Below are 20,286 nucleotides of genomic sequence, written 5' to 3'. Positions count from 1 at the left end.
TTTAAGACCACCCCTCTTTACAAAACTTTTGCTCCTCTATTATTTCAGCTTCACTTCTAACAAAAGATTTGTCATTTTTATTCACCACGTCATAAAGCATCTTATCCGCCTTAATACATATATCTGGTGCCACTTCAATAGACAATCGTTTCAGAATCTGAAGAGAGTCATCTACTAAATAAGAGTCAGGATAAGCCGCCTTAAACTTAATAATACGATTGAATGCCTCTTCTAGTTTGCCAGTAAATATTTCCTGAATGATTACATTGTAATGGGCTTCATCTATTTTTTCACTATTCTCAAAATTATCGATAAAACTCAACCATCGTGATTTGGTTTCATTCTTAGAACAAGGTTCGCGGCACAAAGGAAACATTAATGCCGTCATATGATATGAAGCATTATCTCTGAGACTAGAATCGAAATTTAATCTAAAAAACCTAAAGCTTTTTCGTTCAATCATGAAAGACCAATTAATATTTTCTTTCGAAGCAAGAAAGTTATATTTTAACAACTCATACAAGTGAATTACTTTTTGTCCAAGTTGATCAGACAGCTGGTGTTTTAGATGAATAGCGTACGCTTTAATCGCAGCATCTCTAGCTAGATGTACTCGCCCTTCATTTAAAAGTCGAAACGAATAAAAATAAAGCCACTCAGCGGTTTCTTCAGGGCTGTATCGAGCACTTTCATAAATAGTAGTCTTAAACTCCTCCCTATTCCCTAGCTCTTGTAATATATTGAGTTTTCGCGTACCTGCTGAGTAATTCAAAGATAACTTATTAGACTCATCTACACTTAAACGTCCTCTAAGTAATCCAGCTACAGTATGGCTTTTAACGTCATAAAAACGTACTCCTACTTCTCGCGCATTTAGCCAATCACCATTTGATATTTGATTATTCTTTTTAATTTGATCTAACCGAAGAACTTTAACAACAAAGCTAGCGAAAAACACAAAAACAATAGGTATAACTAACGCCATAACAGCAGATTTAAACGAATAGGTACTTTTATCGCCATCTATTTTAAGGCTTTTTTTAATCAGCTCTAACAAGCCACTATTCAATTCAATTGCTAAAGGGAAAACAGAGTATGAACCTGCTTTAACTTTTTTGATTCCTGATATCATTTTTTCAGCTTTCTTTGAGTAAGCTATAGACTGCCAACCAGGAGTTTTTCTAAATATGTAATCGTATTGTTTAAAATATTCCAGAAATGGAGACGCATCGACACCTTGTGAATAACTAAATTCTTCTCCACTAATTCTAGTCATTTCAAACTTTAACCCAAGCAAATTTATTAATTCATTAGCATTTGATTCTCGTGACAAAAACAACACAACCTTTAACCCTGCTGAAACGGCGGAATCTAGCTCCTGTATGACTTCCGAGCTAGGAGCTTTATGCGACCCTACTTCGAATAAAAACAGGTCATAATCATAAAGCAACGGGAGTTCATCAATATTATTGCAAAAGGTAGCATCACTGAACTTTGTTTGCTCCATTTTTCTTGTTGTAAAAACGAGTGTTTTCATTCATCCTCCATGTTGAGTAAACGAATCCCAAATTACAACTTCGACTGGGTTCAGCTTCAGTTAGCGTTTGACTATTTTTGCAGGGCCTGACAATTTATTTTCTAATTTTGATTCTCGAACGTCCTACCTTTCTCTTCACAAGCTTTTGTTTATCCGGTGTAGACTGACCACAATTTCATTCGGCCTTTAATCCAAGTATGTGTAAAAATTTATCTCGTATTAGCAATACAATACACAAATCACCCTAACTATTAGATTCATATATTATTGATAGAGACTACTGTTTTGATTAACTGCTAAATTGATTCAAATTTACGACTTATGTCACATTCGATTCATACAATCTAAATGATTTAAGTTCCACTTGAACTCCATTAAAGCAAAACATCAATTAATCCTAATATGACGCAAAGGAATTAATTAGTTGTTAGAAAGGCTTTTTAAAGAATGATTCTTTTCAGTATTACTTGTTTGATTTTTGCTATTTTTTTACCATTTATTTTTTAGCAAATCTAATAAAATTTTAGAAACCTGCGATAATATCTCAAAAAACTATAGCGTTAAGCAAATAAAATTAAATCAAAATAAATTATTTGAGTCTTTTTCTTTTAATTTAATTCTTATTTGGTGCGCGGAAGAATTTTGGCTATTGCAAAATCAACTTCATTGCCAACATCAGGTTTAGCCGGAATCAAAAAAGCTAATAAAAGTGAACACAACGCAAAGCTAGCACCAATAAAAAAAACGACACTATGAGAGATAAGCCAGATAAAACCTAACGCCGCGGGAATAACAACGGCTGCAACATGGTTGATTGTAAAACTCACTCCCGCGGTAGAAGCTATATCTTTCTCGTCAGCAATCTTCTGAAAATAAGTTTTGATCGCAATCGCAAGCGAAAACAAAAGGTGATCGATCACATAAAGCGCTGCCGCAACAGTAGAATTTTCAACTAGTCCATAAGCAATAAACAAAATTATCAATCCAACATATTCAAAAGTAAGTGCTTTACGCTCTCCTACTCGACCAACCCACTTACCTATTTTTGCGGCAAAGGCCCAATTGAATACGTAATTAATAATAAACAAGGTGCTTACGTCAGCAACAGAATAACCAAATTTTTGAACCATTAAGAAACCGGCGAAAACAATAAATATTTGCCGTCGAGCACCACTAAAAAATGTCAACGCATAAAAAAGCCAATATCTTTTGCGAAGAATCAGTGATTTTTTCTGTTCATGAGGTTGTTCAAATTCAGGGAATGCTAAAAACAAAAACAATGTAAAAATAGCAGCAACAATTCCCCAAAATAAATACACATCTTTAAACTCCCAATTATCAACCGACATCATCCACCAAATAGCGCTATAAGCTAATAATGAGGCTACTGATCTAACAGATAAAAGCTGTCCTAAGAAATGAGCGGTTTTTCCTTTATCTATCCACTGAAGTGTTAATGATTGATTAACCGTTTCGAAATAATGAAATCCTATAGACATAACCAAAGTCGTCAAATACAGACCGTACTCAGTTGGAAACATGCCCGTTAACGCAACGCCAATGCATGTTATCAACAAAGATAAAATCGCTAAACTTTGCTCTTTGATAAATAGAAGTAAATAGATTGCAGTGAAAGCTAGGAAACCTGGTATTTCCCGTATGCTCTGTAAAAAGCCAATTTCTTTGCCTGTGAAGTTTGCTTTTTCGACAACGAAATTGTTTAATAAAACCATCCAAACAGAAAAAATCAGCGGCATGATAAATGCCGAGATTAATAAAAAGGTTTCTTTGTTACGTTCGAAAGTGATCATAGCTTGGTATTTTAAAGTTTAGGTGGTCTCTATTAGGCATGGAATTGAGTATGAAACCTTATCCTTTACAAAAAAGCTACTTGTTGTAAAGAGTGTGAAGAAGGCTTAGTATAGTTATCTAACTGATTTATAAAGTATTTTAAACGATTTTGAATACTCCAAACCTTGGAGTAGTTGGAAATTTTTGAATAGAAGACAAAAACCATAAATATCTGGTGCCTTGCCCCACTAAAAAAAGTGAGCAGATAATAAAGCCAGTAGCGTTTTCGTAGTATTAATTTCCGATGTTGCTCGACTGGCGACTCAAACTGTGGAAAAGCTAACCATAACCACAGAAAGAGAACGAACCCCAACCCACCTATGACCAGGTAAGCGGTGGAAAAGTCGAGCAAAAAAATGCTAAAGAACAACCAAATCATTCCGTAGGCTACTAAGGAAACCATTGACTTGACGGAGATAATTTTCCCCATAAACGTAGGGGTTTCACTTTTTTCGACCCATTGCAGCGTCAACGAGGTGTTTACCGTCTCAAAATAGTGAAACCCAATCGACATCAAAACGGTTGTCGCATACAAACCGTATTCAAAAGGGAACAGTCCGGTAATTGCAACGCCGATAGATACGAGGCACAGTGACACTAATGCAAGCGTTTGCTCTTTCATTACCAGCAATATAAACACAGCTGTAAACGCGAGAAAACCAGGAACCTCTCGCAAGCTCTGAAGAATCCCGATTTCGCGCCCCGTAAACGCAGCTTCTTCAACCACAAAATTATTGAGCATAGCCATCCAACCGGAAAAGGTTAGCGCCATAAGTATTGTTGTAACGATTAGGAAAGCTTGTTTAGTTTTCCAGTGACGAGGAATCATTTGAAATCGAATGAGCTTGAGTGAGTTTACAGAGTATACCACCCTCGCCCATTTTCAGCTTATATTGAATCACTAGAATGAATATAAACCGAATCTATGGGTTTATTGATCAAACAGGTAAGGACCAAAGCCAAACGACCCAAGCAACACAGAATAAGACAATGACTATCAGGACGATCGGATTAAATGAAACCGTTCTAGGTTCATTCGCTTCTTTCTCTTTCTTACCATGCAGCATGGCTTGGACAAGCTTTTCCTTTAAAACAAATTGGTGATACATCACTGCGAGGATATGAACCGCGGCTAATACGATTAGTACGATTTCCATTTGATAATGAATTCGGGTACCCAACGATGAAAGAGACTCTGATACCCAACTGTAAAACGGCCCGTACCACATGATGTCATCTGAAATAACCGTACCCGCCAGAAACTGACTAAGCAAGGCAACCAATAAAACGATAACCATTACTGCACCGGCGGGATTGTGACCGTAATGTTTAGAAGGATTACCTTTGATTAAGCTCATTAAATGACTAAACGACTTAAAAGGAGAAACAACAAATTGATGAAATCGAGCATAATAGCTACCGAAAACGCCCCATAAAATTCGAAACAAAATCAGTCCACTTAATATATAAGCGGACCGAATATGCCAAATAATCCAGTCGCCGCCAACATTGCCCGTCGTGATAAGAAATACTAAATTTGCGACAAGCAACCAATGGAACAATCGAATGGGCCAATCCCATACTAGCACCATTTGCAAGGTCTCTGGCGAGCTTTGTTTCATATCAATTTACATCAAATGGTTATTTTTGTTGTTTAAAGTCATCGTGGCAGCCTTTGCATGATTTACCAACGGCACCGAGCGTTTTTCTTAAATCATCTTTACTTTTACCTGCGCTGGCAGCTAGGTTTTTAGTCGCGTCTAACCAAGCTTTGTGCTTTTCCATATAACCGTCAAAATCAGACCAAGCGTCAGGTAAAGCATCGGTGTGAGCTTTCAAGCCATCAACAGCATTATCCGATCCTTTAGGCCACATCAATGAATTATCCATCTTCGCTAAAGCATGCATATTGTTGGCAGCCGCCGCAGCTAGCTCAGCATTGTACTCTCGGTTTCCCTTGACCATCGCCCCTAAGACCGAAAGGTTAAATCGAGTTACCTGCATAAAGTGCTTTCTCGCTTCTATTTCATTCTTAAATGGGTACTTTTCCTCTGCTTGCAATCCTCCGCTTACTAAAACCGTTGCAGCGACAGCTAGTGAAGCCATTGTCTTTCTGATTGTTAATTTCACTTTTACTTACTCCATTTTGGCCAGTTGAGTTATGCCAAAACTCTAAACATTCTTAGTTCGATGCACAAGCAAAAGATGTGAGCAAATATATTCAAAAGCACCTGCTTATATTAGTCAGCACTAAATTGATTCAGATCACCGTGTTCAAAAGATTTACCTTTAGACTGGCATTATCTCAACTAAGAGAGGAACTACAGATGGAATTAATGCGACAATTATTCACAAGCCCAGAAGGTATCTTAAGCTTTGCAGTGATATTTTTAGTGATTGCAATGGCTGGTTATTTTATCAGATTATTTTTCAAAAAGACTCACACTGAATAACCAACAGGTTTAGGATCGAAACGATGCAATAGGCAACTTAAAAAGTTGCCTATTGCTCCGCTAAACTGACAGACATTACCTAAGCACTTTTTTGCAGTGCAGAAATCCTTTTCTCTAGCGGCGGATGGCTCAAAAAGAGTTCGCTCATCGCTTTCTTGCCAGATATTCCAAACGCGACCATTGAACCTTCCAGTTGTGATTCATGATTATTTCTCAACCGGTTTAATGCAGCAATCATCGCGTCTTTTCCCTCAAGATAAGCAGCGCCAGCGTCGGCACGGTATTCTCTTTGGCGAGAGAACCACATCACGATAACGCTCGCTAAAATACCAAAGATGATTTCTAAAACAATCACGATACCATAGTAAGCAAATCCGCCTGCCCCACTACCTTGGTTACTGTTGCCTCTCAACGCATTATTGATAATCCCGGCGATAGCCCGCGCCAAGAAGATTACAAAGGTATTGACGACGCCTTGAATTAAGGTCAGCGTCACCATATCCCCATTCGCTATGTGCGAAACTTCATGTGCCAAAACGGCTTCGACTTCGCGTTTATCCATTTGTTGCAGAAGACCCGTACTCACCGCTACCAATGAATTATTTTTACTTGCTCCGGTTGCAAACGCATTCATTTCAAGAGACTGATAAACCGCAACTTCAGGCATGCCGATACCAGCCGCTTTGGCTTGTCTGGCAACAGTGTCGACTAACCACTTTTCGGTATGACTTTGCGGTGCTTGAATCACTTGAGCACCAACCGAGCGCTTCGCGATAAACTTAGACATCCATAAGGATATAAACGCGCCACCGAACCCAAAAACCGCAGCAAACAGTAACAAGCCGCCGTAACTTCCTCGATCTAAACCCAATGCGGGACCAAGAAAGCTTAAAACCAATCCAAGAACTACGACAATAGCCAAATTGGTAGCAATGAATAAAGCAACTCTTTTCATTTAAATTTAACCTCTACACTTTCGTCGAATGACTAAGGCCTAAATGCAATACACCAGCAGACTAGATTGTGGTAAATACGTTTAAATCCAATATTGTATTTCGTTTGAGATGTAACAATTTTTATATTTATTCGCTATACCAACTGCCATCAGGGTTAGGTTTAATGAAGGGTTGAGAAAACCAGTAAAATTGGCCTTTTTTAGATGAAGGTGCAGTGCAGTTAAATCGGCTCCTTCCCGGTTTTAAATCTTGTTTTAAAACAAACCAGTTGCCTTTGGGCGAGCTTTGTATTTCAAGTGCACCTCCGGGACCAAAGCAACTTACATTTAAAGCGTCATCCGATAATTCGAGCCGCATCTTAGGCCTGTCAACGTCCGGTGGCAACTGGTGGTCGTTGAGTTGATTACCTTTCTCGTCTACTAGCTCGACTCGAGTGACAGGCATGGGTAAGCTATTCACCTTAAGAATAAAGTCGTTCATTGCACCGTAGTTTCCGCCAAATGGGAAGCGAGGGATTGCTTGTGGATCAACATTCATTGAGGCTGCGCCAGATTGTTGACCAAATGCCCAGAAGCCCACCCCTTTCAATATTTTCTTTACTTCCAGATTAAATTCCCCATAGGGATACGCAAACGCCCTTACAGTTTTTATTACCTTTGATTCAATCAGTTTCTGACTTTTAAGTACCTCATTTGTCACTCTTTCGCGCCAAGCAGAAAAAGATTCATCTTGCAACCGTCTAATCAAATGAGGATGTGTCACTGAATGATTAGCAATTAACCCCTTATTTTGAGTTAACTCAATTATTTCCTCCCAACTCATAAACTGACTCAAATTATCAGCTAACGGTTGAGTATTAATAAATACAGTAAAAGGGAACCCTTTTTCCTTCAGCACCGGGTAGGCGTTTTCATAAATTGATTTGTAACCATCATCAAAGGTTATTACCACAGACTTTGGCGGTAATGACTCTTGCGTAGTAAGTGCTGAAAGAAAGGTTTCCAATGAAACGACATTGAACTGGTTTTCCGCTAAGTAATTCATGTGCTGAGAAAACCGCTCAGGAGATGTGCTCGTTGATCGGGGCGTTGTTAAATCGATATGGTGGTACTGTAAAATCACTGCCGCCTTTACAGGCATATGGCAAGTAATAATAAAGCTAAAAAGGATCAATAGTATAATCTTAATGCCCATAATTTTACTCACATTTACTTTTTCTGCCTTTAATAGATTCATAAATAGCGCCTTAACTTCCTTAAACTTAGTCACTGATTATTTCGAATAATCATCCAGCCTCTAACTCGTCCTTTCGTAGCTTTTTAGATTGCTATTTTCATATATTTGATTCAAGCGTCACACATTTGATTAAATATTATTCGCCAGCTAAAATCAAAAAATATCGACGTCACTCAATATATAAATCAAAACTTGATTCACAATGAAGCGTTTACTTATTGCTAAAACCAAAGCGACAACAATTCACCTTTTAATTAGCGTCGCGGTTATATTAGTCTTCCTATTGTTACTTAAAAATCTCTGGTATCCAGGGCCGCTTTTTAAGATTGAGAACGTCTGGCAGGGATTACAAATACTTATTCCCGTTGATGCAGTTCTCGGTCCAATTCTTACCTTTATCATTTTTAAACCGGGCAAAAAGAGCTTAAAGTTAGACTTGAGCATCATCGGCGGGTTGCAACTGGCTGCGCTCTTATATGGTGGGCTTATTATTTATCAACAACGTCCAGTTCTTTTTACCTTTGTTGTCGACAGGTTTGAAACAGTGCTCGCTTCGGATGGTGTTTTAGAAAATATTAATCAAGATAGACTGATTAAACAAAAAGCTGGGCCAATCTATCTAACCTACGCCCTGCCAGCACAAAATGATCAAGAAAGACAAGATTTTTTGTTTAACGGAGTACAATTTAAAAAACTACCTGAACGACATTATCCATTGAAAGACTATATGGACCAAATAGCGGCTAAATCGCTTGAACTTGAACGCTTTAATCCGAAGGACGCTAATCATCCCATTTTAGAAGAGTTTCGAAAAACGTATGATGCAGAAAATACTTTACTACTAAAGCTGCAGGCCAGCACAGGTGAAACGATTGTGGTCGCTATTAACAAAAACACATCGCAAATAATCAACTATCTTGATATTGATCCTTGGGAAGAGTACAGCTCAAGGTAGTTAGCTAAATATCAAATATAAAAAACGGCGCTAATTGAGCGCCGTTTTTCGTTGCTACCAAAGAATAATTTTACTTTTTCTTTCTCGCTGGTGGTAGGTCAGTACAAGTTCCTTCATAAGCCTCAGCAGAAAATGCTAGCGACTCAGACAATGTCGGATGGGCATGGACTGTCAATGCGATATCTTCCGCGTCGCAACCCATTTCAATCGCTAACCCAGCTTCGCCAATTAATTCACCAGCATTAACACCGATTACCGCTGCACCGATGATGCGGTTATTTGACTTGTCATAGATGGTTTTTGCAAACCCTTCAGTGCGACCAGCACCAATTGCTCGACCACTTGCTGCCCAAGGGAAAGTACCAACACCGTAGTCAATTCCTTTTTGTTTCGCTTCTTTTTCTGTTACTCCAACCCAAGCAATTTCAGGGTCTGTGTAGGCGACACTCGGGATACATTGTGGTTCGAAAGCATGTTTCTTACCGGCGATTACTTCTGCAGCAACATGTGCTTCATGAGTCGCTTTATGCGCTAACATCGGCTGCCCGACTAAATCACCGATGGCGTAGATGTGTGGTACATTCGTTCGAAGATGTTTATCCACAGCGATAAAGCCTCGCTCGTCGACATTTACACCGGCTTTTTGTGCGTCAACTAAATCTCCATTTGGACGACGACCGACCGCTGAAAGAATGCGGTCGTATTTTTGTGGCTCTTTAGGGGCATTTTTACCTTCAAAAGTCACATATAAGCCATCATCCTTTGCTTCAACCTTAGTCACACTGGTTTCAAGCATAATTGAGTTGTATTGCTTACTAATAAATCGATGGAATGGCTTGATTACATCTGCATCGGCAGCAGGAATAAGTTGGTCAAACATTTCAACGATATCGATTTGAGCGCCTAACGCGCGATAAACCGTGGCCATTTCGAGACCGATGATTCCGCCACCAATGACCAGCATTTTTTCTGGAATACCTTTCAGCTCAAGAGCGCCGGTTGAATCAACAATTCGATCATCTTCAGGCAAGAATGGTAACTGAACAACTCGCGAACCGGCCGCAATAATACAGTTTTCAAAGTTGATTGATTTAACTGAGTCGTTCCCTTCAATAGCGAGTGAGTTTGGACCGGTGAATTTTGCAACGCCTTGGACAACCTTCACTTTGCGCATTTTTGCCATACCGGCAAGGCCCTTAGTGAGTTGGCCAACTACGCCATCTTTGTAGTCGCGAATTTTATCAATATCAATTTCTGGCTTGCCAAATGAAACCCCATGAGCAGACATGCTACTTGCTTCATCAATGACCTTAGCGGCATGCAACAATGCTTTTGATGGAATACAACCAACATTCAAACATACACCACCCAGGGTTGAGTACTTCTCAACCAATACAACGTTTAAACCGAGATCAGCAGCGCGAAAAGCAGCTGTATATCCGCCGGGACCAGCACCGATGACTACTACTTGTGCTTGGATGTCATTACTCATAATGATTTCACCTTTTTGATTTAAAACTGGCCTCGCAAAAGAGGCCAGCTAATTTACTAGTGTCGTTTTTGGTCAATTTTCGACCAACAATTATTTCAATAAAACTCGTCTAATGTCCGCTAAAGTTTGACCTAGATGCACTACAAATCGAGCCGCGTCAGCACCATCGATAACACGGTGATCATAGGACAAAGACATAGGTAACATTAGTCGAGGAACAAATTCTTTGCCATTCCAAACGGGTTGCATCTTGTTACGTGACAAACCAAGAATGGCAACATCCGGCCATTTTACAATAGGCGTGAAGGCAGTACCACCTATTCCACCCAAAGAAGATATCGTAAAACTGCTTCCCTGCATATCATCTGCCGATAATTTCATTTCTCTGGCCTTAGCGCTAGTCTCGGCAAGGTCGGTTGCAATCTCATAAATCCCTTTTTTGTCAACGTCACGAATGACTGGAACGGTAAGCCCATTAGGGGTTTCAACCGCCACCCCGATATGGTAATAATCCTTAACAATCAAATTTTCCCCATCGTTGGCCAATGAAGCATTAAACTTCGGAAATGCTTTCAGCGTGTGGACTAAACCCTTCATGATAAAAGCAAGCGGGGTCAATCTGACACCATCTTTCATCGCTTCTTCTTTCAAAGATTTCCTGAATGCATCGAGTTCTGTAATATCGGCATCTTCATGTTGAGTTACATGCGGAATTGTGATCCAATTTCGATGCAAGTTGACGCTGCTGATTTTTTGGATTCGCGACAAGGGCTCACTCGTTATACTCCCCCATTTTTCGTGATCAACTGCTGGCATTTCAGGCATCGCAAAAGCGCCGGTGGAAGCCGTTGCTTTTGGACGTGATAGTTCAAACTTTATAAAATTCTGAACATCATCTTTGAGAATTCTTCCTTTCGGTCCCGAACCATTAACCTTAGTGAGATCCGCCCCTAATTCGCGCGCAAATCGCCTCACTGCTGGGCTAGCATGAACAACACCGCCAGAAGCTTTCTTTTTCATCTGCGGATGATCGGGTACCGGCGCCTTTCTAGTCTGCGCACTTGAGGTTTGTGCGGGTGCTGATGGCGCCGGGGTGCTACTCTTAGCCTGAGAGGCCGCAGCCTGCAGTACAGTCGTTTGCGCTCCTTGCGACTTAATCCGCCCGATGACATCCCCTTGTGAAACTTTATCACCAACTTTCACCGATACCGATATGATTGAACCGGCCTCTGACGCGGGAACTTCCATGGTTGCTTTATCAGTTTCAAGTACAATCAACCCTTGGTCTTTTTCGACTTGATCGCCTTCACTGATTAATACTTCAATAACGTCTACGTCGGACGCATCACCAATGTCGGGAACCGTTAAATCCTGTTCAGATGATTCATTGGGTTGTGGCTCCGCAGTCTCAGCAGAAGGTTCAGGTGAGGCACTCGCCGCAGGAGCCGGTTCTGCTTTTGGTTCAGGCTCTGCTGCAGGTGTCGTGGGCGCAGAATCTGCGGCAGAATTACTCGCTTCAATTTCTAGAATTAAATCCCCTTGCGATACTTTATCACCGACATTCACATGAACGGCTTTCACAATACCGGCTTCACTCGACGGTACATCCATTGTCGCTTTATCAGTCTCTAAAGTGATAAGCGAGTCTTCTTTTTCAATGGTGTCGCCTACCGACACTAAAACTTCGATGATATCGACATCACTAACATCCCCGATATCAGGGACATTGACTGGAGTTAAATTACTCATGTTCAATCTCCCGGTTAACTGAATAGTGGGTTAGGTTTGTTAATGTCAATGTTGTAAAGCTTAATGGCTTTACTGACTTCTTTCGTGCTGATTGCTCCTTCGTCAGCAAGCGCTTTCAACGCAGCGATGGCGACAAAATGACGGTCAACCTCAAAGAATCTTCGCAAGTTCTCACGACTATCGCTTCGTCCAAAACCGTCGGTCCCGAGTACGCTATAATTTCCAGGAATAAATGCTCGTATTTGGTCCGCATACGACTTCATAGAATCTGTGGACGCAATTACCGGTCCGTCATGTCCAGTTAAACACTGTTCAACATAACTGATCGCGGGCTTTTTCGCTTCTGGATTGAGTAGATTCTCACGAGTGGCCGCTTGTCCGTCTCTAGCCAGTTCATTGAAACTTGTCACACTCCAGATATCTGCATTCACCTTAAAGTCTTTTTCAAGCAATTCGGCCGCGGCAATCACCTCATGCAAAATGGCACCACTACCCAGTAATTGTACTCTCGGTGGCTGTTTTTTTGCTTTTGACTTCTTACTTTCTTTTAGCAAATACATGCCCTTGATAATGCCCTCTTCGCAATCTTTGGGCATTTCTTCGTGAACATAGTTTTCGTTGAGCGTGGTGATGTAGTAAAAAACATTCTCTTGGTCTTCGTACATACGACGCATTCCGTCTCGTACGATGAGAGCAAGTTCGTAACTAAATGTCGGCTCATAACTCACACAGTTAGGTATAGTTCCCGCTAAAATGTGCGAATGACCGTCTTGATGTTGCAGACCTTCACCATTGAGCGTAGTCCGTCCAAAAGTGGCACCGATCAAAAATCCTCGCGCTTGCATATCACCGGCGGCCCAAGCTAAATCGCCGATACGTTGAAAGCCGAACATAGAGTAATAAATATAAAAAGGTATCATCGGTAAGTTATTACTCGAATAGCTCGTTGCAGCCGCGATCCATGATGACATAGCGCCTGCTTCGTTGATCCCTTCTTCTAAAATTTGGCCTTTCTTATCTTCCCGATAATACATTACCTGATCAGAGTCGACCGGTTCATAAAGTTGGCCTACAGACGAGTAAATGCCAACCTGACGGAACATCCCTTCCATGCCAAAAGTGCGCGCTTCATCCGGAATGATTGGCACGATCCGCTGACCTATTTCTTTATCTTTAATGAGGACATTGAGTATTCTGACGAATGCCATGGTTGTCGAAATTTCACGTCCGTTTGAGCCGCCAGTAATTGCACTGAAGGCTTTTAAGGGAGGAACTGTCAAACTTTCAGACTGCGTGCGACGAGCAGGTAAATAGCCACCAAGTGCCGCACGTCTCTCTTTGAGGTATTTAATTTCTGGGCTGTCTTCTCCTGGGTGATAAAATGGTGTTTCTTCAAGTTTGTCATCACTAATCGGCATGTTAAAACGATCGCGGAACTGCTTTAACGCTTCCAAGTTCATTTTTTTCACTTGGTGTGAAATATTCTTCCCTTCACCACTTTCCCCCATACCATAACCTTTTACGGTCTTAGCCAAAATAACCGTTGGCTGATCTTTGTGGTGAACAGCTGCGTGATAAGCTGCGTAAACTTTGGTTGGATCATGACCGCCGCGATTGAGTCGCCAGATATCTGAGTCTGACATATTGGCAACCATTTCCAACAAATCGGGATCTTTGCCAAAGAAATAATCTCGGGTAAATTTACCACCTTTGGATTTGTAGTTCTGATATTCGCCATCGACGGTTTCCTCCATCACTTTGAGTAGTTTACCGTCGACATCGCGAGCAATCAGTGGATCCCAGTAGCGTCCCCAAATGACTTTGATCACATTCCAACCCGATCCGCGGAAATCCCCTTCAAGTTCTTGAATAATTTTTCCATTACCCCGAACTGGGCCATCGAGACGCTGGAGATTACAGTTGATGACGAAAATTAAGTTATCTAGTTTCTCTCTTCCTGCAAGGGATATTGCTCCAAGCGATTCGGGTTCATCCATTTCACCGTCGCCCATAAACGCCCATACTTTACGGCCAGTCGTGTCAGACAGCTCGCGGTCTTTTAAGTATTTTAAAAAACGAGCTTGGTAAATTGCTTGAATTGGTCCAAGCCCCATTGATACAGTAGGAAATTGCCAGAAATCAGGCATCAACCAAGGATGCGGATAAGAAGATAGCCCTTTACCGTCAACTTCTTGTCTAAAATTCGATAACTGTTCTTCAGTTAACCGCCCTTCCAGGTAAGCCCTTGCGTAGATTCCAGGCGACGAGTGACCTTGGTAGTAGATAAGATCGCCTTCTCTTTGCTCATTAGCACCGTGGAAAAAATGGTTGAAGCCAACATCATAAAGTGTCGCCGACGATGCAAAGCTCGATAAATGCCCGCCTAACTCTTGATTCTTTTTACTCGCCTGCAACACCAATGCAATGGCATTCCAACGGATTATCGAGCGCAACCGCTGCTCCATCTCTTGGTCGCCAGGAATGCGCGCTTCTTTTGCGGTCGGTATGGTATTCAAATAGGCCGTTGTTGCGCTATAAGGTAAGTGGGCACCCGAACGACGCGCCATATCTATCAGTCGTTCAAGTAAAAAATGTGCTCTTTCGGTTCCTTCTTCTTCAAGAACCGCGTCTAACGCGTCTAGCCATTCTTGAGTTTCGATTGGATCGATATCTTGTTGTTTATCAACCATAAGATTCCTCTTTGGAATTTGTTTTGACGTTTAATTGCTTTAACGCGCTGATGCAAGCGCTAAAAGTATAGCAGCTGGATGACAGATTGCCGGGGATTCGACCGGTCATTCAAATTCGTTTCTAGTCAAATCAATAATATTTGCCTAGCTAAATAATCTGTTCATCACGGTTAAGTGTCGTTTTTGGTTATTGAATTGGGTAAATCGAGAGGCAAACTATCACTAAACAAAACACTTTTCAATATTTAGGCTACCTAACCATTATGCAATTCCCCGACAATTCTGAACTAGGCACTCATCTGACCAGAATGGCTTAAGCGATATCGCGAGATATTTCTCTTGAATTTTACTTAGGTAGCCTAAACATAAAAATCACTCGATCTGTCTTCGATTGACTGAAAACATCCAATATCAAGTTTGAGGGGAGTTTGAAGCAGATAGAAACTACCAGAACGCGAGCGGGCTCAAAGCGGCCACAACCACCAAATACATAATCACGGTCCTGTTAACCATCGCAATGGCGTCTCTATTTTCTTTAAAGTCATCATTGGTACTGTGCATATCAACGCCCAAAGCAGCGATTCCTGTTTCCGTAATTAAATGGCGATTGTCTGCGGTGAAATCAACGAGATAATCTTTCACCCGATAGAATCCACTGACAAAATCTCCGGTCAATAAGAACAACATGCTGGTTATCCTCGAAGGCGCCCAATCCAAAATATGGAGTAACCGTTCGACTAATTCGATATGATCTTCATTTTGCTCATGACGACAAACTTGCCGATAATAATGAGACAACCGATAAAATAAAGCACCGTAAGGACCAAGAAAAATAAACCAAAAAATTACCCCAAAATATCGTGTTTGACTTTCAATGAGTATCGCTCTCGTCGCGTTGCGAACGACATCGTCGCCTTCGGGAATATCATCAATCACTTTCTCAGATTGTAAATTTAGGAATGCGGCTTCAGCGTCTCCACGTTCCATTGCGATAAAATATTCAGCAAACGTCTCGGATAGTGGTTTGGGCCCCATACATAGAAACAACACAGCACAGCTCACGAAAAAGAAAACCAGTCCATAGACAAAATCCGGGACTAAAGACAGCGCAACTGAGAGTATTATTAGCGGCAATAACAAAATCAGCATGACACCGCCCCAGTCTTGATAAAGGGGTTTGTCACCCAAGCTGTCGGCAAGTTTTACATGGAGTGAATCAAACCAATCGAAACGACGATATTCAGCGCCCCACTTAAAGTAGAATTCTGCAGCGATGACCAACAAGACAGTTATCAGGGTCATTGTTCAATCCTTTCAGGCAATGTTCTTATTCTAAAATTCGATAATACCCGATTTTCATAGAAAAAACAGACTCTTGGAGCCTGGTCGGAAGTGATTTAACTCAAGTTTAACAAATCATCTCGAAAGCGCTGCCAATCGAAGCTCTCACCGGGATCGGATTTCCGTTCGGGGGCTATATGACAGTGACCTACAATATTATCGAGGGTCAAGTATGGAAAATAGTCCATCAATTCCTTGGTAACTTGAGTTAAGGCCTCATATTGTGCATCGGTGTAAGCTAAATCATCAGTGCCTTCAAGCTCTATACCGACAGAAAAGTCATTGCAGTTGATTTGACCGTTAAAACTCGATTCCCCTGCATGCCAAGCCCTTTTATTGAGATCGACAAACTGGATAAGTTGACCATCGCGCTTAATAAACAGGTGAGATGAAACTCGCAGTTCTTTTATGGATTCAAAATAGGGATGTAAGTCGCAGTCTAACTTATCGCAAAAGAAATCTTCGACATATTGGTTTCCAAATTCGCCAGGCGGCAAGCTAATATTATGGATCACCAACAGCGAAACTGCTTTGTTCGCTGGCCGCTCATTAAAATGTTGACTCAGTTGTTTTTTAGCGGAAGTAATCCAACCGTCTTTGATCATCGAAGCACTAACATATTTATAAGAGAATAATATCGATAGATTAACAGCAAGATCGACTCAAAACTAGTTGTTATCGTTTCAAATAAGTGGCTGAGTATCGTTAGTCGAGAAACTAAAGTGAACGGTGAGTTATACTTCTGACTTCATCGCCCTTAGATTAGAAATTACCGACTCAAGCGCTCGGTCAAACAAAGCTTCTTCATCTAAAATTTTAAGTCTACCGACCTGATACTCGCCAGCTAGCGCTTCAGCTTGAAACTCAGCCATTTTGATACCACTTCGATTTACAAAGATAAATTTATTCGAAGAAGAAATCTTCGCTGCAAGTTTACATCGATGAAACTCAGAATCAATTTCTAGTTCTACCCATTGGCCTGCGCTGAGGCGTTCAACAGCTTGCAGACTCTCCGGCGTCAGCTCAGCAACTGGTAATTTATTGACTTCAACTTGGCCGGTCAGTTCAGGAGCAAATCCAATGTCATGGATTTCAATCATTTCAATTTTTTCAGCATCCGCTTCACTATCCTTTTCATCACCTGAAATTTCAGCGGGATGACTATCGGGAATCATTGGTGCAGGTTGTAACCGAAGAATATCTTCTTGTTTCTCGTTCTCAATTTTCTCTTGCGCTTTTTTGATGATCTCTCGATGTGTCGTCTCTAATTCTTCAAGCATTCTAGTGCCATCAATTGGAGAGAGAGAAATAACATCAAATCCTTTTCGCAAATTTTTAACCAATACAGGGATTCTGCTAACTAACTTTTCAAGTCCTTGAGCACTTGCTACTGGCTGAACCGTCCAAATTAAAAGCTTAGCGACTTGACATGCTTTCTCCCAGCCATCTTTGGTATCCTTTAGTCGTTCTAGGAAAAGCACGTTCACCCAAACGTTCTTAAGAATGTCTCTTGCGGCTTCGGGAACATGCCTATCTATGCAAATTTTTTCTAGCGTTCTGTTAACAACTGCCCTAGCACTCTCAGCTTTGGCTTTTCCTTCTTCGGCCTCTTTCGTTCTCCGTTCAAAAATATCGGCACGCCGCTGTATTGTCGCTCTAAATGCCTCAAAATCATTGAGCAGGAGATTAAAAATCGAAACGTCGTCCTTGAAGTTTTCAGTGATTTCATCGCAAATCGACTCGATTTTCTCCAACATCTGCTGAGCGTTTTTATCACTCGGATCCCACGAAATACCGGCGCGTGCTATTTCATTCAGTAAGATTCTTGCTGAATGTTTTTTGTTGGAAAAAAAGCTGCGGTCCACTAAACCAACTTTCAACATGGGTATCTGAAGCCGAGCGATTATCGATTTAATTTCCGAGTGAACATTTTTATCGTCAAGTATAAAATCGAACAACATCGATACAATATCGATCATGTCCTCATTAAACTGGCCTAGCGCACCGTTTTGAATCTTTGCACGTTCAGTTCCAAGTTGGTCACCAATCAGACTCCGCACATCCATAACAATGTTGGCATTGCTATTACCTGCAGAAGCTGCTGAACTTTGAATATCGGTCAATGCTGACATCAATTGCGGCGTCTCAATTTGTTGGACAACACCAGAAGAAAGTTGAGCAGTATTTCCAGCTCCGCCTACTCGACTCTGCGCAAGCAAACTTTGCATCAATCCGATAACTTTATCCCCTTCCGCGTTCACAGCACCTTGGGGTTGTGAATTGACCGCATTCGACTCTAAGATTTCATCGATTGGTGATAACGTTTGCTCAGGTTGATAAGCCGTTGAGTTGGTATTTTTATAGGCCGATTGATGACTTTTAATCTTAAGTTCAGGTAACACACCTTTATCAATAAAAAATTGGTTAACATTTTGATAGGTGAGGGTCAGCTCTGACAGAACGACTCTCTCAAATAGCTTGTAGATTACTAATAATGATTCAATGTCGATATCAAGTGAGAGTGAGGCCTTTTTAAAACTTGAGCAGACAAATGCTGGTTCAAACGGATTATTTTCTTTAGTCACCGTTTGACTGGCAATCAATGTGTCCAATCGTGTTCGAATTTTTTCGAGCGCATCAACATTGACGCCTCGCGCTTTTTTAATCATGCCATCAATGGCAATTCCTTCTTCAAGATCGCTTTCTTCGACTAGCGCGATATTTTCAAACGACATATCACCCAGCGAGGCTTCTTGTTGATGAATATCCGAGCCTAAGTTTTCAGCAAAACTATTCTTTAACTCCGCTTGGAAGTTTCGGATTAAACTGTCTTTCTTTAGGCGCAACAATCTCATCGCATCAAAATGCGTATTGTTATAACCGCTATCAGACATATCGAACAAGTAATCATCAGCTTGCTCAAACATTTTTCGAAGATTTTTATCGAGATCTTTGAGGCATACATCTCGCGCCTCTTGCACTAAAACGGGCAAAGGTTGACTACCTTTTTGCTGATCACCATTTGCTTTAGATGAAAAATCTAAAATGTGGCTTTTCTTACCCACAACGCTTACCTCTTTGAATCACAAAAGATAAGATTTGAGCACACGATGACTCAAAACTGACTACTGGGACTTTCAATATAGTGCAATATTGCCGGTGGTAATATGACGTCGCACCTAATTCGTGAACCAGTACGCAATAAAAACGAATTCGCTTGACCTGATTTCATGCGGGGTCATCAAGTATCTCAAAAGCGAATTAAATCTTACTAAGTATATGCGCAAATCAAGGATTTATCGACGCAATGAAACCAAATAAATTATCTATTCTCAATTTCAAAATCGAGATAATAATAAAAATATATGTATCTCAAAAACTAATACCAACATTCACTTGTCATAAAATTAAGAGTTATGGTAATAACTAAGTTATCAAAGACTAATATCACAACCGATATGCAAAACGATCAATTACCTGAGGAAAGGCCTCCTGAGTCTGAGCCTCCTGAGTCTGAGCCTCCTGGCACCGATACTATTGGCACTAAGATGATTATTATTGCCTGGGTGCTGGGGCTCGGCTTATTGACTTGGATTTTCGCAGATTGGGAAGAAGCGCAATACAATCCAAATCAAGATATCTCGAATAGCTACCAAGACGGAAATTCAACCGTCTCTTTAACCAGAAATCGTTGGGGACATTATATCTTCAACGGAAAAATTAATAACCAGGAAGTGACATTCTTGGTGGATACGGGAGCAACCGAAGTTGCGGTACCTGGCGCTATGCAAAAACAACTCGGGTTAATCTCTGGACGTTCAAAGCTCGTACAAACAGCAAATGGAACCACCCGCGCCTATTCGACCGAATTGGACAGCTTGGCAATCGGAAATATACGAATGAATAATGTTAAGGCCTCGATTGTTCCGAATATGGAAGGCAATGAAATTTTGCTCGGAATGAGTGTGCTTAAACACTTAGAGTTCAGCCAAAAAGGTAACCAGCTAATCTTGAAGCAATAATTTT

The 20,286-nt window shown here is 40.9% G+C and carries 16 protein-coding genes; 3 read left to right on the top strand and 13 right to left on the bottom strand.

The features are described from left to right. Position 1: 1 nt before the first annotated feature. From FLL45_RS19785 to FLL45_RS19765, 5 genes are all read right to left on the bottom strand, one after another. Positions 2-1,537 (bottom strand): hypothetical protein, encoded by a 1,536-nt coding sequence (locus tag FLL45_RS19785; protein ID WP_142943797.1) that lies wholly within the window; start codon positions 1,535-1,537, stop codon positions 2-4. 620 nt (positions 1,538-2,157) lie between these two features. Next, on the bottom strand, positions 2,158-3,348 hold the full coding sequence (locus tag FLL45_RS19780) for an MFS transporter (protein ID WP_142943796.1): 1,191 nt from the start codon (positions 3,346-3,348) through the stop codon (positions 2,158-2,160). 65 nt (positions 3,349-3,413) lie between these two features. After that, complete coding sequence (locus FLL45_RS19775) at positions 3,414-4,217, bottom strand: MFS transporter (RefSeq protein ID WP_142943795.1); 804 nt, start codon at positions 4,215-4,217, stop codon at positions 3,414-3,416. 109 nt (positions 4,218-4,326) lie between these two features. Further along, a complete protein-coding gene (locus tag FLL45_RS19770; protein ID WP_142943794.1) occupies positions 4,327-5,010 on the bottom strand; it encodes a cytochrome b/b6 domain-containing protein in 684 nt (227 codons plus the stop codon). 19 nt (positions 5,011-5,029) lie between these two features. After that, the gene (locus FLL45_RS19765; RefSeq protein ID WP_142943793.1) at positions 5,030-5,518 is read right to left on the bottom strand and encodes a c-type cytochrome; all 489 of its coding nucleotides are present in this window, start codon (positions 5,516-5,518) and stop codon (positions 5,030-5,032) included. A 197-nt stretch (positions 5,519-5,715) separates the two neighbouring features. Between FLL45_RS19765 and FLL45_RS19760 the strand changes: the two genes are divergently transcribed. Then, positions 5,716-5,841 (top strand): DUF3149 domain-containing protein, encoded by a 126-nt coding sequence (locus tag FLL45_RS19760; protein WP_142943792.1) that lies wholly within the window; start codon positions 5,716-5,718, stop codon positions 5,839-5,841. A 79-nt stretch (positions 5,842-5,920) separates the two neighbouring features. Here FLL45_RS19760 and htpX read toward each other — a convergent pair whose 3' ends face one another. Together htpX and FLL45_RS19750 are read right to left on the bottom strand one after the other, a co-directional pair. Beyond that, on the bottom strand, positions 5,921-6,796 hold the full coding sequence (htpX, locus tag FLL45_RS19755) for a protease HtpX (RefSeq protein WP_142943791.1): 876 nt from the start codon (positions 6,794-6,796) through the stop codon (positions 5,921-5,923). A gap of 127 nt (positions 6,797-6,923) precedes the next feature. Next, on the bottom strand, positions 6,924-8,033 hold the full coding sequence (locus FLL45_RS19750) for a polysaccharide deacetylase family protein (RefSeq protein WP_142943790.1): 1,110 nt from the start codon (positions 8,031-8,033) through the stop codon (positions 6,924-6,926). 202 nt (positions 8,034-8,235) lie between these two features. Here FLL45_RS19750 and FLL45_RS19745 point away from each other — a divergent pair, with 202 nt between their 5' ends. Further along, positions 8,236-8,988, top strand: coding sequence for a hypothetical protein (locus FLL45_RS19745; protein WP_142943789.1), 753 nt, complete (start codon positions 8,236-8,238; stop codon positions 8,986-8,988). A 70-nt stretch (positions 8,989-9,058) separates the two neighbouring features. Here the strand turns inward: FLL45_RS19745 and lpdA are convergent, their stop codons facing one another. The 6 genes from lpdA to FLL45_RS19715 form a co-directional block, all read right to left on the bottom strand. Then, a complete protein-coding gene (gene lpdA, locus FLL45_RS19740; protein WP_142943788.1) occupies positions 9,059-10,480 on the bottom strand; it encodes a dihydrolipoyl dehydrogenase in 1,422 nt (473 codons plus the stop codon). A gap of 90 nt (positions 10,481-10,570) precedes the next feature. Beyond that, positions 10,571-12,229, bottom strand: coding sequence for a dihydrolipoyllysine-residue acetyltransferase (aceF, locus tag FLL45_RS19735; RefSeq protein WP_142943787.1), 1,659 nt, complete (start codon positions 12,227-12,229; stop codon positions 10,571-10,573). Positions 12,230-12,243: 14 nt separating this feature from the next. Next, positions 12,244-14,919: a pyruvate dehydrogenase (acetyl-transferring), homodimeric type gene (gene aceE / locus FLL45_RS19730; RefSeq protein WP_142943786.1), complete on the bottom strand. Its 2,676-nt coding sequence runs from the start codon at positions 14,917-14,919 to the stop codon at positions 12,244-12,246. Between the two features lie 444 nt (positions 14,920-15,363). Continuing rightward, positions 15,364-16,221 carry a regulatory signaling modulator protein AmpE gene (ampE, locus tag FLL45_RS19725; RefSeq protein ID WP_142943785.1) on the bottom strand — a complete coding sequence of 286 codons (858 nt, stop codon included), beginning with the start codon at positions 16,219-16,221 and terminating at the stop codon, positions 15,364-15,366. Positions 16,222-16,316: 95 nt separating this feature from the next. Continuing rightward, on the bottom strand, positions 16,317-16,865 hold the full coding sequence (ampD, locus tag FLL45_RS19720) for a 1,6-anhydro-N-acetylmuramyl-L-alanine amidase AmpD (protein ID WP_142943784.1): 549 nt from the start codon (positions 16,863-16,865) through the stop codon (positions 16,317-16,319). 129 nt (positions 16,866-16,994) lie between these two features. Beyond that, a complete protein-coding gene (locus FLL45_RS19715) occupies positions 16,995-19,325 on the bottom strand; it encodes a DUF1631 domain-containing protein (RefSeq protein WP_142943783.1) in 2,331 nt (776 codons plus the stop codon). 351 nt (positions 19,326-19,676) lie between these two features. Here FLL45_RS19715 and FLL45_RS19710 point away from each other — a divergent pair, with 351 nt between their 5' ends. After that, complete coding sequence (locus tag FLL45_RS19710) at positions 19,677-20,282, top strand: retropepsin-like aspartic protease family protein (RefSeq protein WP_210247246.1); 606 nt, start codon at positions 19,677-19,679, stop codon at positions 20,280-20,282. The last annotated feature ends 4 nt before the right edge of the window (positions 20,283-20,286 follow it).

Source organism: Aliikangiella marina (assembly GCF_007004765.1).
GTDB lineage: Bacteria > Pseudomonadota > Gammaproteobacteria > Enterobacterales > Kangiellaceae > Aliikangiella > Aliikangiella marina.
Note: the sequence above shows the minus strand (reverse complement) of the source record. Positions and strands in the feature narration are given on the sequence as shown.

Excerpts from the sequence above, each read along its gene's own strand:
- FLL45_RS19785 (WP_142943797.1), bottom strand. The coding sequence starts at position 1,537 with ATGAAAACACTCGTTTTTACAACAAGAAAAATGGAGCAAACAAAGTTC.
- FLL45_RS19780 (WP_142943796.1), bottom strand. The coding sequence starts at position 3,348 with ATGATCACTTTCGAACGTAACAAAGAAACCTTTTTATTAATCTCGGCA.
- FLL45_RS19775 (WP_142943795.1), bottom strand. The coding sequence starts at position 4,217 with ATGATTCCTCGTCACTGGAAAACTAAACAAGCTTTCCTAATCGTTACA.
- FLL45_RS19770 (WP_142943794.1), bottom strand. The coding sequence starts at position 5,010 with ATGAAACAAAGCTCGCCAGAGACCTTGCAAATGGTGCTAGTATGGGAT.
- FLL45_RS19760 (WP_142943792.1), top strand. The coding sequence starts at position 5,716 with ATGGAATTAATGCGACAATTATTCACAAGCCCAGAAGGTATCTTAAGC.
- htpX (WP_142943791.1), bottom strand. The coding sequence starts at position 6,796 with ATGAAAAGAGTTGCTTTATTCATTGCTACCAATTTGGCTATTGTCGTA.
- FLL45_RS19750 (WP_142943790.1), bottom strand. The coding sequence starts at position 8,033 with ATGAATCTATTAAAGGCAGAAAAAGTAAATGTGAGTAAAATTATGGGC.
- FLL45_RS19745 (WP_142943789.1), top strand. The coding sequence starts at position 8,236 with ATGAAGCGTTTACTTATTGCTAAAACCAAAGCGACAACAATTCACCTT.
- lpdA (WP_142943788.1), bottom strand. The coding sequence starts at position 10,480 with ATGAGTAATGACATCCAAGCACAAGTAGTAGTCATCGGTGCTGGTCCC.
- aceF (WP_142943787.1), bottom strand. The coding sequence starts at position 12,229 with ATGAGTAATTTAACTCCAGTCAATGTCCCTGATATCGGGGATGTTAGT.
- aceE (WP_142943786.1), bottom strand. The coding sequence starts at position 14,919 with ATGGTTGATAAACAACAAGATATCGATCCAATCGAAACTCAAGAATGG.
- ampE (WP_142943785.1), bottom strand. The coding sequence starts at position 16,221 with ATGACCCTGATAACTGTCTTGTTGGTCATCGCTGCAGAATTCTACTTT.
- ampD (WP_142943784.1), bottom strand. The coding sequence starts at position 16,865 with ATGATCAAAGACGGTTGGATTACTTCCGCTAAAAAACAACTGAGTCAA.
- FLL45_RS19710 (WP_210247246.1), top strand. The coding sequence starts at position 19,677 with ATGGTAATAACTAAGTTATCAAAGACTAATATCACAACCGATATGCAA.